Here is a 19069-nt window from a genome sequence, read left to right as displayed (position 1 = left end):
CTTGCACCCTGTTTGTCAGCGTTGATGATAAGTTGTTGTAAATACTTCCTTATCAACGTAAAATCAACATTTTTATGGTTTTTTTCGTCCCTGCTGTCAATTTTCCAGGACTTTTATAATTTAGTTCTTGCTAAATTAAATTAGTATGTTATAATACGTGATTATAGAAAAATAAGATCGGAGGGGACCGACCATGGATGACAAAATCCTGAAAGCCCTGGGCGAGCCCAGGCGGTTCCGGCTCCTGCAGCTCATGTCCAGCCGGGGCTACTGCGTCCGTGCCCTGGCCATGCGCAGCGGCCTGTCGGAATCCGCGGTGTCCCAGCACCTGAAGGTCCTGCGGGAGGCGGGGCTGGTGCTGGGGGTCAAGAGGGGCTATTACACCCACTACCGCCTCGACAAGGAGGCCCTGGGCGCAGTCATCGCTGGGCTGGAGCAGCTACGGGACACGGAGCGTAGGCCCTGTGGCGGCACGTTTATCGGCTGCCCGGAATCGGAATACCTGAAATGCAAGTCCTACGTACCACCGGAAAAAAGAGGAAAGGAAACCTGAAAGACATGCTGAAACGTTTTATCTACTATTATAAGCCGCACAAAAAGATGCTGGCCCTGGACATGCTGGCCTCCCTGCTGATCTCCGTAATCGGCATGGTGTACCCCATTGTCACCAACAAGATGCTCAACATCTATATCCCGGAGAAAATGTATACCACCATCGTCGCCGCGGGCCTGATCGTGCTGGCCCTGTACATCATCCGCATGGCGCTGCGGTATTTCGTGCAGTATTACGGACATGTCATCGGCGTGAAGATGCAGTCCCAGATGCGCCAGGACCTGTTCGCCCATCTGGAGAAGCAGCCCTTCCGGTTCTATGACAACCACGAGACCGGCCGCATCATGACCCGGATCACCAGCGACCTATTCGAGGTGAGCGAACTGGCCCACCACGGCCCGGAAAACCTGCTGATCAGCTCCGTGATGATCATCCTGTCCTTCGTCTACCTGGTAATGATCGACCCTATACTGACCTTGATCATCTTCGCCTGCGTACCGATTCTGGTGGTGGTGACCCTGCACTTCCGCAAGGCAATGAGCCGCGCCTTTGACGACCGCCGCAAGAGCAATGCCACCATCAACGCCGCGGTGGAGAGCAGCGTCACCGGCATCCGCGTGACAAAGGCCTACACCAACAGCAAGCGGGAGATCGAGAAGTTCCGGGAGGGCGACAGGCAGTTCGTGGACGCTTCCCGCAGGGCCTACCGGGCCATGGCCATGTTCCACTCCTCCACCGCTTTCGTGACGGATATCTTCAATGTGTTCATCCTGATTGCGGGCGGCCTGTTCCTGTACGCGGGCCGGATTTCCTTCGGCGATTACTCTACCTTCATCGTGTCCGTGAACCTGTTCATCAATCCCGTGAACACTTTGATCGGCTTCATGGAGCAGTTCCAGAACGGCGTCAGCGGCTTCAAGCGTTTTCTGGAAATCATGGATGCGGAGCCGGAAAAGGATGCGCCGGACGCGGAGGATCTGACAGATGTCCAGGGCGTCATCGAATTCAGGAACGTGACCTACGCCTACGACGATTCCAAGGAAGTCCTGCACGACATCAACCTGCGGCTGGAGAAAGGCAGGAAGCTGGCCTTGGTGGGCCCCTCCGGCGGCGGCAAGACCACCCTCTGCCACCTGCTGCCCAATTTCTATAAGCTGGAGGAGCAGGACGGCTCCATCCTGATCGATGGGCGCGACATCCGCCATCTGACCATGGAGTCCCTGCGCAGGAACATCGGCATCGTCCAGCAGGACGTGTTCCTCTTCGTGGGCACCATCCGGGAGAACATCCTCTACGGCCGCCCGGATGCCACCCAGGAGGAGGTGTACGAGGCGGCAAGGCGCGCCAACATCCACGACTATATCATGACCCTGGAGAAGGGGTACGATACGGAGATCGGCGAGCGGGGCGTGAAGCTCTCCGGAGGCCAGAAGCAGCGCCTGAGCATCGCAAGGGTGTTCTTGAAGAACCCGGCCATACTGATCCTGGACGAGGCCACCAGCGCCCTGGACAACACCACGGAGGTGCTCATCCAGCAGGCCCTGGACGAGCTGTGCAAGGGGCGCACCACGCTGGTGGTGGCGCACCGCCTGTCCACCATCCGCAATGCTGACGAGATTGCCGTAGTCATAGGCGGCCGCGTCACCGAGCGGGGCACCCATGAGGAGCTGATGGAGGCGGGCGGCACATACAGCCAGCTTTACTCCCTACAGTTTCGGGAGAATGACTTTTTTGAATAGTTCTCCGGTATGACAGAACAGCCGCATCGCAGGAGCGCCTCCCTATGGGGCCAGGCGGTCTCCTGCTTATGCGGCTGCTCTGCCCTTTTCTACAAGCTTACATCTGTACCTCGCTCTGGAGCCTGGCTTTCCGGCTTCACCAGTCCAGCGCATATCCTTTCATCCTCCCAGTCAGGATGGCTCTTGGGCAAGTCGTAGATCGGCGCGATGGCAGCCGTTTCCTCCTCCAGCATATCCGCGGTTTCTTCCAGGGAGATGTTTTTGGAGAGTTTCTTTCTGACCTGGCCTATCAGCTTTAGGTTCTTTCCTTCTTCCTTTCCTTCAGCCCTTTCATCTTCAAAGGCCCTGATGATGTTATACTTGAATGCCATGTCATCCTCCCCGTCTCCTGCCCAGCTTAGAATCTCCTCCACAACGGCCTCCTCTGTCCTTTTTGTCTTTTCCTTTTCCATTCTGTCCCCTTTCCTTTCGAAGATGAGATTCGCAGGAAAGGTCATGCAATCCGCCCTTCCTGCTTTCGGTTATGGAGTTCGTGTTCCGTTGGATACAGGCTCCCGCCCAGCAAGAAGTTCGATACAACAGGCCGCCTTTCGCGGGGCTGTTGTCAGGTATTACAGAAAAGGCCTGTCCGGCCTTTTGAGATGTAAGATTTGAATTCTTTGCCTGTAACCAGTTTACCATAGGTGGGCATGAATTACAAGAAAAAAGCGTGGAAATTTGAATCAGGATATGGTACAATCGTCAACGGGCAGCTGTAGTAGGGAAGACTAATCTGAAGCTTGTCCTTGTGTATGTATTGTGCATGCATGTATATAGAAAGAAGGAGTATGAAGCGCATGAGAAAAAAAGGTGCATTATTGCTGGCAATCATCCTTGGGCTAACGCTTACGGCCTGTGGGGATATCAGAAATCTCAATGACTTAAAGGAAGCCATAGGCCTTACATCCGAGAGTTCCGGGGGAGACGCCGCACAGGAGGAGTCCACGGATGCGGAGAATCTCCCGGCCTCCCAGGAATATGCGTCCTCGGACGGATCCTATCAGGTAATCATGCTCGAGGGTTTTACGCAGACGGAGGCTCCCGTCCTGGCGGGATCCGATGTAATGATGTTGGAGAACGATTCCGAGAGGAAGGGGTTCGGCGCTTTCTGCGTGAAGACCCCTAAGTCCAATGTCTCCGGAAATCCCGGCAGCATGGAAAGCCTGGAGGATTATGCGGACTATATCGCGAATCTGCTGATGAAGGGTTCCGGCATAACGGCGGATTGGACGGATGCGGACGCTCCCGCCGCCGAAGGCGCACTGGGCTGCCTCGCCAGGGAAAGCGTGGTCAAGCATGGAACCACCAGGGGGCAGGCCTACGGCTATTATCTGGAGACGGAGAACAGCTATTATTCTGTATTTGTAATAGGAAATGACGACGATGTGGAGGATGCGAAGCAGGTCATCGCCCTGGAGATTCTGGACGAGACCTCCGCGCAGGGCGGCACCAAGGATTTCCTTAACGGCATGACGGCGGTTCTGGACACCGCGAACGGAGCCAGCCTCCGGGAGACCTACCATACGCTGAAAGAGGGCGGGGCGGACGAAAGCACCCTTGAATCCCTGGCATCCCAGGCTCAGGAGACCCTGTCCTCCAGTTGGGGCATAGAAAACACTGCCGCCCTGATGGAAACGGCGGATAGCCTGATAAACGGAATGCATAACCCGGATGCCCTAAAGCTCCTGGAGGAATACGGAGGCCTGGGCGAGACGGACCGGGATGCCTTTGACGCGAAGCTGACCGGGCAGAACCTGGATCAGGGGACATACATCAGCCTTCTGGCGGCTTATGACGCATGGGCTGCTTATGGAGAGAGCGCCATCGCTGCCTGGGACTTAAGCCGGGTGGGAACCATCATGGGCTTCGGCTATGCGTCCGGCTACTGCACCTATGAGGAGGCGCTGGACAAGACCCTGGAGGCGGCGTTGAAGGCGAAAGAGCTCTTTGGCTCCTGGGAGGACTTTAACCAGAGCTATCTCTACGGCTATTCCTATTGGGCGGAGGAGTCTCTGACAGATCCGGAGAGCAGCGCCGGGGAACGCGCGGAGCTGGTGCGCGACATGGAATCCCAGGTGAACGGCCCTTTTGCTCTTGGGTGGGATATCGAGCTTACGAAAGAGTGGTAAGGGAGGGGCGGTCATCATGGCAAAGACAAAGGAAATCAAGACGAATGCCATGCGCATACTGGAATCCATGAAGATTCCCTATGCGCACCTGACTTATGAATGCGATGAGTTCACCGATGGCCTGCAGATCGCGGACATGCTCTCCCTGCCCTATGAGAAGGTGTACAAGACTCTGGTGACGTCAGGAAGCAGGGGTGAAAAGCAACCCAGAGATTACTACGTGTTCGTGATACCCGTGGCGCAGGAGCTGGACTTAAAGGCCGCCGCCAGGAGCGTGGGCGTAAAGAGCGTGGAGATGATCCATGTGAAGGACATCAACAAGATCACCGGCTACATCCGCGGCGGCTGCACCGCAGTGGGCATGAAGAAGCAGTACGTGACCCGCATCGACAGCTCCGCCCAGGCTCTGGAGAAAATCATCGTCAGCGGCGGGCGCATCGGCTCCCAGCTGGAGCTGGATCCGCAGGATCTGGCCCGGGCGACAGGAGCGGAATTCGCGGATATCATCCGGCATTGAGGGCGGTCCTTACTGCCCCCGGCAGGCAGCCAGAGCCCACAGGCCTTTGTAAATACTGGATTTCCGAACATGTATGGCAGGCGAAAACCTACCAAAAAGAAAAGCCCCAGGCAGGACATTGCGCTCTACAACACATCCGACATCGAGACAGGCTTGTCATCCTGCCGCTGAGCCGTTGAATGCGGCAGGATACTCATTGCATGTCAGCCAATTCCCTCAGCCAATCAGAACCTTCTTCCCCGCAAAGGCAAATCCATACCTGCGGATTTTATCCTCGGGGATTCCCTTTGCCAGGAGGCCTGCGGCATACTGCTTCTCCTCAATCTGCCGCAGGGCCGCCTGTACCGTGTCCTCCAGGGTCTTCTCGCCCTTTTTCCCCGGATTGTGCACCTTGAATTCCAGGATAAAAGCGTTGTCCTCCCGGTTCAGCGGCTACTCGCAAAACCGGCAAGAGCAAAATCCGAAAGCAGAATCCATAGCTTCCGCCCTCAGAGGAACATAGCCATATACAGCGGCAGCGTAATTTTTGCATCGCTGACCCCCACGTTCCCCGCCACCAGCTTATAGGCATAGGGCGGCGCAAATTCCTCCATGAAATGGTTCAGCGACACCGTGGCCCCACGCTTGGACTTTACCTCTACGGGAATCACCGCGCCGTCCCGCACCAGAAGGAATTCGATTTCCTGGGTATTTTTATCGTTTTTGAAATAATTCAGTCCAAGGCCCCTCTTCGTCAGCATGTCAAAGACAAGATTCTCGTAGATGCCGCCCTTGGCCGGGCCTGTGAGCGTGTCCTTCAACAGAGCGGCCTGGGTGTCATAGCCGTAGAGAGAGGCGAGCAGGCCGATGTCCGTCACATAGGCCTTGAACTGATCCGGTTTTTCGTAGGCCACAAGGGGGAACTGCGGCGTGGATACATTGACGCACAGCTTGATCATTCCGGCATCCACCAGCCAGTTCAGGCAGTTTTCATATCGGCGGGCGTTCCCCTCCTTGCCGACTATCTTGTATTGGAATTTCGTATATTCCTTGGCAAGCTGCCGGGGTATGGACAGATAGCACTCGCCGATCTTCTGTCTGCTGGCCGCAGTGGCATAATGCTTGATGTCCTCTCTGTAGCTCTCCATGATTTTCTTCTGTGTAGCGTGGACTTCCTGGTAATTGTTCGTCTTCAGAAGGGTATTGACCACCTCCGGCATCCCTCCCACCACCAGGTATTCCCGGAGCAGCGTCATGAAATGCTCATGGATTCCGGCATCCACCTTCTCCTTCCTCTCAAAGAAGCCTCGCAGCGCCTGGATGGCCGAAGGAGTCCGGCCCACGGCCCAAAGATATTCCTCGAAATCCAGGGAGTACATTTCCATGGACCGCTCATAGCCCACGGGAATCGAGGCCATCTCCTTATAGCAGAGTCCCAGCATAGAGCCGGAGGCGATGACATCATACCGGTCATCGATAGCCAGGAATTTCAGCGCTGTCCTGGCATTGGGACAGTCCTGAATCTCGTCCAGGAAAATCAGGGTCTCTTTTTCCAGGAACCGGACATTCCTGACATACAGCGATATCTTCTTGTAGATTTCCTCCGCCTCCAGAGAGCCTTCAAATATCCTTTTGTGCTCCGGATTCCGGTAGAAATTCAGATACACATAGCTTTCATACTCTCTCCTCCCGAACTCCTCGATGATGAAAGTCTTCCCAATCTGCCTGGCCCCCTGCACCAGGAGGCACTCCCGGCTTTTCCTGTTTTTCCAGTCCAGGAGCTTGTCGTAAATCTTCCGTTTCAGCATATCCGTCACCTGCCAATGGTCTGTTTTTCTTTTATTATACGGTCAGCTTTCCCTGCTGTCAACGAAATATGCATCTTTTCGGAGGATATAAGATATGAAAATTGCACTTTTTCGGAGGATTCCCATCCCGATTATTGCACTTTTTCAGGCCATCCATGAGGCAAATCCCTGGCCTAAAGATAGTCTCTGGATGCCCTAAGGCCGCAGCACGGCGCACACCGGGTAATGGTCGGAAAGGAACACCCCGCCCCTTTCATCCTCCCACTTCTCCACTTTTTCACAGGCAAAGCCCTTTACAAAAATATAATCTATGGAGCATGGCGCTTCTGTCCGCAGATAACCATGGTAGGTGATGCCAATCCCCTCCGTCACATTGGTATAGGAGGGATACTCCCTGATTATCCCCATCTCCCGGCTGTCCGGCTCCGCGTTCATGTCCCCGGTGATGACGACGGGTGCGTCGGCGAAAAGCGCAGCCCGGCCCAGCTTCTCCATAATCTGCCGCATGCCCTGTTCCCTGGCCCCGGCTCCCTCGTGGTCCAGATGGGTGTTCACCACCCGGAACACCTGCTTCGTGGCAAGCTCCTCAAAGACCGCCTCCGTGGTCACCCTGGGGCAGATGCTCTGGTCCGGATAGCGGGAGGCGGGCACATAGGGCGTGTCCGACAGCCAATAGGTCTCCATCTGGATCAGGTTGAATGCGTCCCTGCGGTAGGCGATGGCCGCCTGCTCGTCCTCCAGGGTCTCGCTGCGCCCGCAGCCGATCACATAATACCCGGAGAGCGCCTCCTTCAGCCAGGCCGCCACATGGGGCAGCACCTCCTGGAAGCAGACGATGTCCGGCTTTTCTTCCGCAAGCTTCTCTAAAATCAGCGGCTTGCGGTAGCGGAAATTGTTGTCTCCGTCCTGACCATAATCGCATCGTATGTTAAAAGTCGCTATCTTCATCCTGTCATCTCCCTGTCTGAAAACTATGTGCCGCCCGTCACGCGCTGCCAAGACGCGGCAGCACATAGTTTTCCTTTGCTGCGCAAATCCTCCGGCATGACCGGAGGATTCGCTTTTTGCTTATTTATAGATTCACTTTTCGCTTTACTGTTTCACAGTCTTACCGTTTCACTCTGACTGTCTTAATCTCAAACGCCCTGAACGGCAGGACGATCTTCCCGTCCGTCACAGGCACTTCCTCGATGATGTTCTCCAGCATATCGCACAGATAGGCCTTCGCCGCGCCGAACTGCAGGCTCACTTCCGCCTTTGCCGCCGCCTTCTTGGCCTCGTAGAGGCGCAGTACAATGTCGCCGCTTCCGTCCTCCGCGGGCTTCATGGTATCCAGGATTACATTGGCCTTATCCACGGTCACGGCGCTGAAGCGATCCACTGCCCCCTTGCTCACCACAGGCTTCACGTTCAGCTCATAGCCCTGTCTGACTACGTCACTGTCGACAAATGGCCCCTCCCATGCCGTGAAGGCGTAGGTGAAGGAATGCTGCCCGTTGTCCGCCCGCATCTCAGGACAGGCGGCGGCCCGCAGGAGGGTCAGCTCCAGGGCGTTGCCGTTCATGCTGATGCCGTACTTACAGTCGTTGAGCACCGCCGCGCCGTGGGAGCCGTCGCAGAGGGCGCTGTAGCGGTGGTTGCACACCTCGAACCTGTCCTTGTCGTAGAGCCTGGAGCGATGTGCGGGACGTTCCACATAACCAAACTGCATTTCGTTGATTCCGTTCTCCGCGTACACGTCTACCGGGAAGGACACCTTCAGCAGCCTGTGGAGCTCCTTCCAGTCCACCTCTGTCTCGAAGGCAAGCCTCCTGCTGTCCGCGGCCAGGCGGATGTACTGCGTGAAGCCGGATTCGCTGATTCTGCCGGACACCTTCACCACACCCTCCAGGCCTTCGCCCACCTTCTCCACCGATACCTCGGTGGCGGCCTTCACCTCCTGCAGGATATAGTTGGAATCGATGTCCCAGGCGTCGAACAGGCGGGGCACATCCTTGTACAGGCGGAACCTGTTCATGGGCTGTGCGGCGTACTCCCTGCCGGACTCCTTCAGCACAAAGGACACCACTTCGCCCCTGCCGTCCACAGTCGCCCTGACCTGGCTGTTCTCCAGCACATAGCCGTCTCCCTCTTCCTTCACGGACACAGCCGCTTTCGCGCCATCCCCGGAAGCCCCGGCCTCTGCGGGCACCAGCGACACCGCGCCGCAGGAAGGGATGTCCACGACCGCCTTCACGCCCTCCGCCGTCTTCTGCACGGGCACTGCCTGGCCCTCCACAGTCTTCGCCCCCTGGGCAAAGGCCTCGGGCAGCTCCACCAGGGCTTTCCGGTCAAAGCTTAAGGAGTTCCACACCGTCACGGCATTTTCCTCTTTCCGCTCCGTCAGCGCGTCAATCGCCTGATTCAGCAGCTCCTCCGCGCCCGAATGGATCGCCTCATGGGCCTTGTTCGCCTCCACGTAGACCCGTCCGATGCTGGAGCCGGGCAGGATGTCATGGAACTGGTGCAGCAGCAGCTCCTTCCACAGGGCATCCGCCTTCGCCAGGTCATAATCCAGGCCGCGGCCCATACCTAAGCTGCTCCAGAACTCCTCTTCCCTCATGGCCAGCTCATTGCGGCGGTTATTCTTCTTCACGGCCGCCTGGGAGGTGTAGGTCCCCCTGTGGGCGCTGAAATACAGCTCTCCTACGTAGGTGTTCACCGGGCCGCCCTCCTTCTCCATATCCTGGAAGAATTCCATGGGGCCTGCCATCTTCACCTTCACGCTGCCCTCCAGGTCCTCCTGGCGCTTGGCGTACTCGATGTAATCCCTGGCCGGGCCGCCGCCGCCGTCCCCGTATCCGTAGGGCATCAGGAAAGCGTCCAGATCCTGCATCTGCGTCCGGTTCTTCCAGATATTGTTGGCCTCGATGGGATCCGTGCGGTAGGTATAGCTGGTGGGCAGGAAGGACACCACCTGGCTGCCGTCCATGCCCTCCCAGGTGAAGTAATGGTACGGGAACTGGTCCCCCTCATTGTAGGACCAGAATATCTTCTGGGTCACCAGATAGTCCACGCCACAGCCCTTCAGGATCTGGGGCAGGGCCGCTGTGTATCCGAAGGTGTCGGGCAGCCAGAGCACCTTGCTGTCCACATCGAATTCTTCCTTGTAATACCTTTTTCCGTGTACCAATTGACGGATGAGCGCTTCTCCGCTGGCCATGTTGGTATCCGGCTCCACCCACATGGCGCCGTCCGCGATCCACTGGCCGCCCTTCACCGCCTCCTTGATCCTGGCGAAGAGCTCGGGATAATACTTCTTGCACATCTCATAGGAAGCCGGCTGGCTCTGGATGAACTTGTACTCCGGATACTCCTCAATCAAGCGAAGCTGGGCCGCGAAGGTGCGCTCGGTCTTGCGGTAGGTCTCCGCCATGGGCCAGAGCCACGCCAGATCCAGATGGGCATTGCCCACGGCGTAGAAGACGGGAGCGCTGGAGCCGTTCTTGGCCTCCATCACAGGGCGCAGGGCCTCCCTGGCCGCCTTATAGGAAGCGATTCGTCCCTCCCTGGGCTGCTCGAAATCCGCGATCAGGGTGAACTCCTGCAGAGCCTTGGCAATCTTCGCCGCCCGCAGGGAGGTCTCGTCCAGAGTCGTCAGCAGGGCGCTGAGGGTGGCCACATCCATGTACAGCTGATAGGCGTCCTCATTCCAGATGCCGTAGGTGCATTTCCCCAGGACGCGCCGCTTCCCTTCCTCCGCCGTATCCTCAAATGCGCCGGGCAGCACGGGGCCTGTGGTGCAGCCTCCCGTAGGGGCCTCGGGCATGAAATGGCCCGCATAGGTCTCCATCAGGATGTCATAACGCTCTCCGCCCTGGGCGCAGGCGCTGAGGGCATTGTCCTCTATGAAGTGATGGGGCTCGTTCACCCAGGAGGCCCGGAAGGTTCCGAAGGCCTTCCCGTTCACGAACAGCGCAGACTCTCCCTGGGGCCTTAAGTCCATCACGATCCGCTGGCCCTTCGCCTGCTCCGGCAGGGTGACGTTCCCCCTGAACCAGCAATACTCCCACTCATGTCCCCAGGTGAAGCCCGGGCTCACCGGCTGGAAAGGCCCCTTCTGAGCCTCCTCCGGCGTCAGATATTCCATGGTGGGGAAAGCCTCCCAGGAAATCTCTCCCAGGGGCTCATACAGATCGTCCTTCAGGGTGCGCATCCAGTGCTTGACCCTGTCCTTCCACTCAGAATGTACTAATTTCATGATGTCTCTCCTTTATAACATATAATTTTGAAAAAGTCGCGTCTGCAATCCCTTTCCTAAACTCCCATGCAGCCAGCCGCACCACCATACCTAAAAGTCTGGGAAGCGCAAAAACACTTCGCGGTGCCAGAATGGCGCAGGGACTTTTATAGTAAAAGAATAGCACACTCCATACCTGTCTGCAATCAAATATTTTCCTGTACGGCACAGAAAAATACTGTATGTTGAAAAGCTCAGCCTTTACCATATCTCCCCGTCACTTCCACCGCTTTGGCCTCGCTGTCGTAGGAGATTAGCAGCGTCTGGGTCGCCTCGTCCCATTCCGCGGATACCTTTACCTCCCTGCCGTCCTCGTCCACCGCGCTCACTTCCGTCACCGCTTCGGGCAGGCGCACTCTGGTGAATGCCCGAATCTTATCCGCGGTCTTTAAGCGCATGCGCACGCTCCCGTCCGTCAGGTCTGCCCGCTGCACCCTGGCGGAAGTGCCGATGACCCGGAACTTCTCCTGCTCGATCTTCGAGAAGTCGAAGAGGATGGCGTTCCCGTCCGGCCCGATCTCTTTATTATCGATAATTCGATAATCATTTTCCATCATGTCGGCATACAGTCCCCGGAAGACCTTGGGTTCGGCGCTTATGCTCTCGTCCATGACGGCGGAGATGATATAGGGCCCTCTGTGCAGGGTCAGGTCGTTGCGGTACTGCCAGTCCGCGCCAAGGCCCCGCAGCCCGTCCTTCACCAGCTCCCTGTACTCGTCCGCAAGCCCCTTGGCGAGGCACAGCCTGGCGGGCACCATGTTCCAGACCAGAATCCGGCCCTGGCCCAGGGCGTATCCGCCGTCTTTCGGGCTGCGCTCCATCCCAGCCATCTCGAACAGATGCTGCGCCGGGTTCTCATAGCCCGACTGTCTCCACCAGGAGGAGATTCCGTGGAAGGGATCGCTGCCGTCCCCGATGTAGAGCAATGTGCCGCCGGACCTCACCCAGGAGATCAGGGAGGCGTTCACGTCCGGCGCCTCCGGCTTGATGTACTCGTAGCTCAGGATCAGGAAGCGGCAATCGTTCAGATAGCCCGCGAACCGCCTCACATTGTCCAGCTGCACCGGCTTCACGGGCAGGCCGTACTTCACCAGGGGCAGAGCCATGCCGAAGAACTGGGGGAAGGCAGGGCTCTGGATGAAGTCCTTCATCATGGAATCGTCCGCCTCAATCTCCCGCATCAGGGCCGCCGCCTGCCCCTCGTCCACCGCATTGCCGGAATTCTTGTGCAGGGCCCTGCGGAACCGCTCCTCTATGGGCTCCCCGGTGACGATCCCGTCCGGGAAGGTGCGCTGGAACAGGCCGCTGTCCGACATGAACAGCCCCACGCCGGGCACGTCCCCCTCGAAGGCGATGTCCTTCTGTTCCATATCCCCGAAGAGCTGGAACATGCCCGACAGCAGGGTGGCGTAAGTCTGAGGAATCGGCTTGGATTCCTCCGTCTCAATGCTGTCCTCGATTTTCTCCTCTATCCTGGGCTGGAGCCTGGGATATTTCCCCTCGAAGACCCTGTGGGGCCAGGGGCAGATCTCATAATGCCAGATATGGGGATGGAGGAGGGAGGCCGTGGCGGTCTTGATGTAATTGTAGCGGTAATTGTCCCAGGTATAGCCTGCCAGATCCTCTATGGGATCGTTTAAGAACCACATCCTACGCCCCGTCCCCTTCACCAGCTCCTGCATCACGCCGTACTCCAGGTAAGCCGTCTCGAAGGTGCGCTCCTTGTAGACTCCCTCATAGACATTGGCCTCCCGGCTGGTGCCCGTCCATATCTGGGCGATGTAGCCGTCCACGGAGGGGATTCCGATCAGCGCCGCCTCCGGGCTCATGATCTTCCACTGGGTGTAGTTCAGGAGGCTGTGGGTGGGCACATAGAACCTTAAGCTCTTCCCGTACTTCACCTTGGCGTATTCCTTCAGGGCCGCGCTGACCCTGTCGATGGTGCGGCAGTACAGGTACGCTTTCAGCCTGGCGGACTTGTAGCGCACGTCCAGATCCTCGTGCTGGGGCCTCCAGGGCTCCCTGTAATGGATCTCATACTCCCGCTTGAAGGCTTCCGAATACCCGCTCTTGTCCCAGAACTCCGGCTCCTCCACATGGATGGCCTCCACCCCGGCATCCACCGCAATCTTCATCCGCTCCGTCAGGTACTCCGAAAACGCCACCGTGGGGACCATGTAGGGCACTGTGGGATTGTGGTTCACCCCCGCGCCGTCCCGCTGCACCTGGCCCTCGTCCCAGTGCTTCCTGCCGTCCCACTTGCCGTCCAGATAGTCCTGGTACTCGCCCCAGGCGATGCCTGTCATCAGGTGCACCACATAGCCCCGCTCCCTGTACTCCCGGATGCGCTCCGGCATGGTATCGTCGATTCCGTACACTATGACGAAATCGCAGTCCAGATCCACGGAGGGACGGAACCTCCCGCCTGCCTGGTAACCGGTCAGCTCTTCTGTCTTCTCTCGAATGTATGCCATAATATGCCTCCCTTTCCTTGACCGATCTCTTTCTTTGACTTATATACTCTGACTTATAGAGCAAGAGGGTGCATCTTAATCGTATATGACCTATTAAGCTGCACCCTCTCGATTTTTTGATTATTTCTTCTATATTAGAACACTATCTGGAACTGTCTGTGGGACGGTCCAGATACCCATGGCCGATTAATATACGATGTCATCCCTGCTGGTGGACACCTCGGTCATGTAGTCCAGGAACTCCTGCATCTTGCCGCCGTCCTGGGTTCTCAGGTACTCCTGATAATCCTCCAGGATGGACCTTGCTTCCTCTTCGGTATCAGCGAAGAACGCGCGCTCTTTGTACTCTTTCTCTTTCTCACCGTCGAATGCCCACTGGGAGAACTCGTCATATCCCTCAAATCCAGGAGCCAGTGCATCGATCGCATAGCCGGGGATCACTTCCGCAGGCCTCTGCTTCCGATAGTCGGCCACATAAGGATCCAGTGCATCCGCCTCGAAAGGTCCGGGCTCGCCGAACCACAGGTTGTTCTTCTTCGCCACATAGGTCCTGCTGGCCATGTACATGATGCCTCTCTCGCGCAGCTCTTCCTTTACGGCCTCGGCGTTCTCGGCATATCTTGCGGTGAGGTCGGCGTTCATCCTGGGCTGTCCCTGCTCGTTCAGCTCGTAGGTGTCTCCCTCAAAGCCGTAGCAGATCAGCTTGGTGCCCTCTTTGCTGTTCAGGTAGTCCAGCCAGGTCAGAGCAGCGTCGATGTTGGAGCAGGTGGTAGGGAATACGATGGCAGGAGAGCCGCTTCTTCCTTCGGACTCAATCTGTACCAGAGGAGAGCCGTCCTTGTAGTTCAAAGGTCCTACAGGGATATATCTCATCTCCGGATGGGTATCGTACAGGCCTGTCAGCTTGGTGGCATCCACAGTTATGCCGTACTGTGCGCAGGAGAACAGAGCGGTGCCGTTGCCCACCTTCTCCTTGCCGCGGTCATCGGTCTGGGTGAAGCACTCTTTGTCCAGAATGCCTTCATGTACCATCTCCCAGATGAACAGCTGCTTGTTCACATAGTCCTCTGTCAGGTTGAAATGAGTCATCTTGCCGTTCTCATCCAGCGCGTAGGAGGTCAGCTTCTTCTCGCTGAAGCTCTGGGCGTAATCGTCATAGCTCCAGCCATTGTGATAGGTGGTAGCCACGATACAGTCATTGCCGTTGATATCCTTGAAGCCGTAGTCCCTTGCCTGCTTCATGAAATCCATCAATTGCTCGGAGGTCTTGATGGTGGAGACGTCCACGCCAAGAGCCTCAGGCACATCGCCTCTTACGAATACGCCATATCCCCACAGAGCGATATCCTCTTTGCTGCCTGCCACCTCGGTGGGCAGTACATATCTGGCGCCGCTCTCTGTCTCGATGTCGTTCTCCAGATACTTGGTGCTGATGACACCGATGTCATAAGCATCCGCAATGTTGGGATAGTTGGGAACCATATCCTTGATGTCGATCAGACGGCCTTCGTTCCCGCCCTTCTTGATGACGCCGGTCTCGCCTGCCGTGCCGCCCCAGTAGGGTGCATTGATCATGTCGGGCATGTCGCCGGTGGCGAAGATCTGGTTCAGCTTCTCCGTCTCGGACATGTTGATGCCCTCGAACTCTACGGTGACGCCGATTTTGTCGCGGATGGCCTTGGCCACATCGTTGTTGTACTGGTCGTCAGCGGTCTTGAATCCGCCGTTCCAGCAGATCAGCATCTTCAACTGGACGTCGTCGAACTTCTTATACTTGTTCCCGTCCTCGTCCACATAGAACTCTCCGTCATCGGCCGCGGCCTGTCCGTCATCTCCGGACTCTTCGGCCTCCTCTCCCCCAGCCTGGGACTCTTCTCCCGCCGTGCCGGACTCTTCCTGCCCCCCCCTGGGAACCTGAAGCCTCGCTGCTGCTCCCACCGTCTCCGCTTCCGCAGCCGGTGAGCGCGCTTGCAGCCATGGCTGCGGACAACAGCAATGCCATTGCCTTTTTCTTCATAACTTGTTTCCTCCTTCTATTTTGGTTTTCTACCATATATTTCGGGTAAAGGGACATTCAGATCATCCCTTTACAGAACCGACCATGACGCCTTTCACGTAATACTTCTGCAGGAAAGGATATACCACTACGATAGGCATCGTCAGGATCATGACGAACGCCATCTGCAGGGACTGGGAGGTGTAGGTGGTCATGCCGCCTGCGGCTGCCGTCTCCTGTCCCACCTTGACCTGGCTGCCTGCGGAAGCCTCCGCAAGGAGCCTCTGCAGCACCGTGGCTGCAGGATAGAGCTTTGCCTGGCTCTGATAGTAAGCGCCGGTGAACCAGTCGTTCCATTTGCCCACGCCGACGAACAGCGCCAGGGTGGCCAGAATCGGTTTGGACAAAGGCAGATAAATCCTGGTGAGGATGGTCCAATCTCCCGCCCCGTCCAGCTGCGCCGATTCCCGCAGTTCATAGGGTATGCCTTGGAAGTTCGCCCGCATCAGTATGAAGTTCGTGAAGCTGAACAGGCTGGGTATGACGTACAGCCAGAAGCTGGAGGTCAGCTTCAGGTCCCTCAGCACCATGAAGTAGGGAATCATGCCGCCGCTGAAAATCGTGGTAAAGTACCAGAAAAAGCTGAATATGTTCCTCCCCGGCAGGGTCTTCACCGTCAGGGCGTAAGCCACCAGCGCCGTCAGCAGCAGGCTCAACACCAACACGAGCAGGGTGGCCGACACCGAAATCCGCAGGGAGGGAGCAATCCTGTCATCGTTGAACGCCTTGGCGTAGTTCTCCCAAGTGAGGGCTCTGGGGAAGAACCACACGCCGCCCCGCATGAAGTCGCGCCCTTCGTTCAGGGAAGCCACCAGCACGTACCAGAACGGGTAGAACGTGGCCAGTCCCAGGAACCCAAGGAATGTATAGTTGAATATCTTAAATATCTTCTGACCTCTGGTCTCTCTCATCTTCGCTCTCCTCCTTTACCACAATCCGATTTCGGCATACTTGTTCGTCAGATGGTTCGTTATCGTCACCATCCCTAAGGAAATCACCGAACGGACAAGGTTGATGGCCGTAGCGTACTCGAACTTGCCGTACCGGATACCTGTCTGCAGGATGTAGGTGTCCAGAACCTGGGAAAGCTCCAGGTTCGCGGGCTGCTGCAGCAGCAGGAGCTGATCCATGTCCGCGCCCAGGATGCCGCCCATCCTCATGATGAACATGATGCCGATGGTGGTGGCGATGCCCGGGATGGTCACATGCCAGGTGCACTGCCAGCGGCTGGCGCCGTCGATGGTGGCCGCCTCGTAGAGCCCCTGATCCACGCCGGTGATGGCGGACAGGTATACGATGGAGCCCCATCCTACGTTCTTCCAGATATCCGTCAGGATGGCCAGCGGGTAGAACGCTCCCCTCTCTCCCAGCACGAAGATGGGCTCCAGTCCCATGGACTTGCGGATATCGTTGAAGATGCCGCCGTAGGGGGAGAAGATTGCCGTCAGGATCGTCACCACCACGGCCCAGGATACGAAGTTGGGCAGATAGCTCATGGTCTGTATGACGCTCTTGTATTTCTTCGCCCGCACCTCATTCAACAGCAGGGCCAGAATGATAGGGGCCGGGAAGCAGATGACGATCTTCATGATACTGATCACCAGCGTATTGCGGGTGGTGATCCAGAACTCAGGGGAGGTCATGAATGCCTTGAAATGCTTCAACCCCGCCCATTCGCTGCCATAAATCCCCAAGTCGAACCGATAGTTCTTGAAGGCCAGAGTAAGGCCTCCCATCGGTATGTAAGCGAACACAATAATCGAGAGCAGACAGGGCAGCATGAACACATACAATAACCAATGTTTCTTAATCTCCACCCAAAGCCTCTTCCTGTTGTAGGCTTTCTGTTCCGGGCTCAATACAGCCCTTGCCGTCTTCCCTGCCATACGCACACCATCCCTTTCCTCATTCTTTTATGTAGGCCCGGTTGTGAGGCCTGATTTTGACATGACATTGTATGTATTGTTTGACATAATTTTGCATTTTCTATTTTGCCATTTGTCATATCTTTCTTGCTCAATCATAGCACATCGCTGTACAGAGCGCAACATATTTTTTCTGTCACAAACCATTTTTAGTTATATTTTACAGTTTTCAGAATTGTGTTTATAGCACTTTCCACATAGCAAACATAGCAAACTATTTGACTTGACATAAGTCATAGCAATGGAGTATATTAGAAGAAAAACATTCCATTGGGGACCGAGAAAGGAGGGCCTCGCTATGGCGAATCTCATGAACCAGCCCATGTACCAGAGAATCAAGGAAGACATCCTGCACCAGATCAAGACCAATCTCCTGTCTCCCGGAGACAGGCTGCCCACAGAATACCAGCTCATGGACCATTACCAGGTGAGCCGCATCACGGTCTCCAAGGCGCTGAGCGAGCTGAAGAGCGAAGGGGTGATAGAGCGCTTCCCCAACAAGGGAAGCTTTGTGTCCAGGCTCCAGGAGGCCCCGCCCCTGGCCAATGAGACCAAGCTGCCGGAGGAGCTGGCCCAGAGCATTGACCATCTGCCGGAAATCGCCTGCATCATGCCCACGGTCACGGATCTGTTCTCCATGTCCATGATGAACGGCGTCCTGTCGGCTTTCCCGCGGAACGAATATATCTGCCATATCTTCCAGAGCCAGAATCCCCAGATGGAGAACTATCTGCTGAAGCGCTGCATGGAGACGGACATCTCCGGCATCATCCTGTTCCCCCAGGACCAGCCCTTCTTCAGCAATGAGCTGCTGTGGATGAATCTGCAGAAATACCCGCTGGTGCTCATGGACCGCTATCTGCCCCGGCTGAACACCAGCTATGTCATCGCGGACAACCAGAAGGCCGGAGAGCTGTGCGTCAGGCATCTGTACGAGCTGGGGCACCAGCGCATCGCCTTCGTCACCTCCTCCAACCGGAACACTTTCTCCGTGAAGCGCCGGCTGGACGGCGTCCTGAACACCGCCGAGAGCCTGAACATGCCGGAAAGCGCCATTCATATTGTGGAGCAGGTGGGCTACGCCCATGACGACGCCTACTACCTGGAGCTGGTAAGCCGCCTGGTCAGGGATGAGAAGGTCACCGCCTTCATCGCCACCGAGTGCAATACCTGCGTCTATCTGGACGAGCTGTGCGCTTCCCTGAAACTGGACATTCCCAAGGACGTGTCTTTGATTTCCTTCGACTCGCCCATGAGCAAAATCAGGAACCCTGACTTTTATACCCATATCGACCAGTCCGAGCGCCTGATGGGCCAGGAGGCGGGGCTGCTGCTGCGCAAGCGCCTGGAGCAGAATGATATGGGTGTCTACCACAAGGTCCTCACGCCCTCCCTGGAGGTCTATCGCTCCACCGCTTCGGTGGTGTTCTGAGCGGGCCGGATCCTTCGCTCCGGGCGCGCCGTTTTGGGCGGCATAATCAAATACCCCGCGGCAAGCAACGGGGCATCAAGCTTACAACGCTGCAGAGCAGAAAGTGCCCTTCGGACACTTTGGTATTTGACCCTCGCGG

General features: G+C 56.8%; 14 protein-coding genes. 5 read left to right on the top strand and 9 right to left on the bottom strand.

Annotated features, from left to right (window positions below; genetic code table 11):
• Positions 1-193: 193 nt before the first annotated feature.
• Positions 194-553 carry a helix-turn-helix transcriptional regulator gene (locus Q2B33_RS17170; protein ID WP_296473118.1) on the top strand — a complete coding sequence of 120 codons (360 nt, stop codon included), beginning with the start codon at positions 194-196 and terminating at the stop codon, positions 551-553.
• A 5-nt stretch (positions 554-558) separates the two neighbouring features.
• On the top strand, positions 559-2292 hold the full coding sequence (locus tag Q2B33_RS17165) for an ABC transporter ATP-binding protein (protein WP_300573692.1): 1734 nt from the start codon (positions 559-561) through the stop codon (positions 2290-2292).
• Positions 2293-2381: 89 nt separating this feature from the next.
• Here the strand turns inward: Q2B33_RS17165 and Q2B33_RS17160 are convergent, their stop codons facing one another.
• Positions 2382-2744, bottom strand: a complete 363-nt coding sequence (locus Q2B33_RS17160; protein WP_300783792.1) for a hypothetical protein — start codon at positions 2742-2744, stop codon at positions 2382-2384.
• A gap of 384 nt (positions 2745-3128) precedes the next feature.
• Between Q2B33_RS17160 and Q2B33_RS17155 the strand changes: the two genes are divergently transcribed.
• Positions 3129-4460 (top strand): DUF1266 domain-containing protein, encoded by a 1332-nt coding sequence (locus Q2B33_RS17155; RefSeq protein WP_300783794.1) that lies wholly within the window; start codon positions 3129-3131, stop codon positions 4458-4460.
• Between the two features lie 16 nt (positions 4461-4476).
• Positions 4477-4977: a Cys-tRNA(Pro) deacylase gene (gene ybaK, locus Q2B33_RS17150; RefSeq protein WP_300783796.1), complete on the top strand. Its 501-nt coding sequence runs from the start codon at positions 4477-4479 to the stop codon at positions 4975-4977.
• A gap of 216 nt (positions 4978-5193) precedes the next feature.
• Here ybaK and Q2B33_RS17145 read toward each other — a convergent pair whose 3' ends face one another.
• The 8 genes from Q2B33_RS17145 to Q2B33_RS17110 form a co-directional block, all read right to left on the bottom strand.
• Complete coding sequence (locus tag Q2B33_RS17145) at positions 5194-5406, bottom strand: PD-(D/E)XK nuclease domain-containing protein (protein ID WP_330623592.1); 213 nt, start codon at positions 5404-5406, stop codon at positions 5194-5196.
• 59 nt (positions 5407-5465) lie between these two features.
• A complete protein-coding gene (locus Q2B33_RS17140) occupies positions 5466-6764 on the bottom strand; it encodes an ATP-binding protein (protein ID WP_300783798.1) in 1299 nt (432 codons plus the stop codon).
• 195 nt (positions 6765-6959) lie between these two features.
• The gene (locus Q2B33_RS17135) at positions 6960-7712 is read right to left on the bottom strand and encodes an endonuclease/exonuclease/phosphatase family protein (RefSeq protein WP_300783800.1); all 753 of its coding nucleotides are present in this window, start codon (positions 7710-7712) and stop codon (positions 6960-6962) included.
• Positions 7713-7872: 160 nt separating this feature from the next.
• The gene (locus Q2B33_RS17130; protein WP_300783802.1) at positions 7873-11004 is read right to left on the bottom strand and encodes a glycoside hydrolase family 38 C-terminal domain-containing protein; all 3132 of its coding nucleotides are present in this window, start codon (positions 11002-11004) and stop codon (positions 7873-7875) included.
• 233 nt (positions 11005-11237) lie between these two features.
• A complete protein-coding gene (locus tag Q2B33_RS17125; protein ID WP_300783804.1) occupies positions 11238-13517 on the bottom strand; it encodes a hypothetical protein in 2280 nt (759 codons plus the stop codon).
• 186 nt (positions 13518-13703) lie between these two features.
• Complete coding sequence (locus Q2B33_RS17120; protein ID WP_300815547.1) at positions 13704-15455, bottom strand: hypothetical protein; 1752 nt, start codon at positions 15453-15455, stop codon at positions 13704-13706.
• A gap of 141 nt (positions 15456-15596) precedes the next feature.
• Positions 15597-16484 carry a carbohydrate ABC transporter permease gene (locus Q2B33_RS17115; protein WP_296464802.1) on the bottom strand — a complete coding sequence of 296 codons (888 nt, stop codon included), beginning with the start codon at positions 16482-16484 and terminating at the stop codon, positions 15597-15599.
• 15 nt (positions 16485-16499) lie between these two features.
• Entirely contained in the window at positions 16500-17459 is a 960-nt protein-coding gene (locus tag Q2B33_RS17110) for a sugar ABC transporter permease (protein ID WP_300783808.1), read from the bottom strand.
• A gap of 337 nt (positions 17460-17796) precedes the next feature.
• On the opposite strand from Q2B33_RS17110, the gene Q2B33_RS17105 reads away from it, so the two are divergent.
• Positions 17797-18930, top strand: a complete 1134-nt coding sequence (locus Q2B33_RS17105; RefSeq protein ID WP_300783810.1) for a GntR family transcriptional regulator — start codon at positions 17797-17799, stop codon at positions 18928-18930.
• Positions 18931-19069 lie beyond the last annotated feature (139 nt).

Origin of the sequence: uncultured Acetatifactor sp. (genome assembly GCF_948601915.1) — a bacterium.
Classification (GTDB): Bacteria; Bacillota; Clostridia; order Lachnospirales; family Lachnospiraceae; genus Acetatifactor.
The sequence above is the reverse complement of the archived record's forward strand: the minus strand, read 5'-3'. Positions and strand labels throughout refer to the sequence as shown.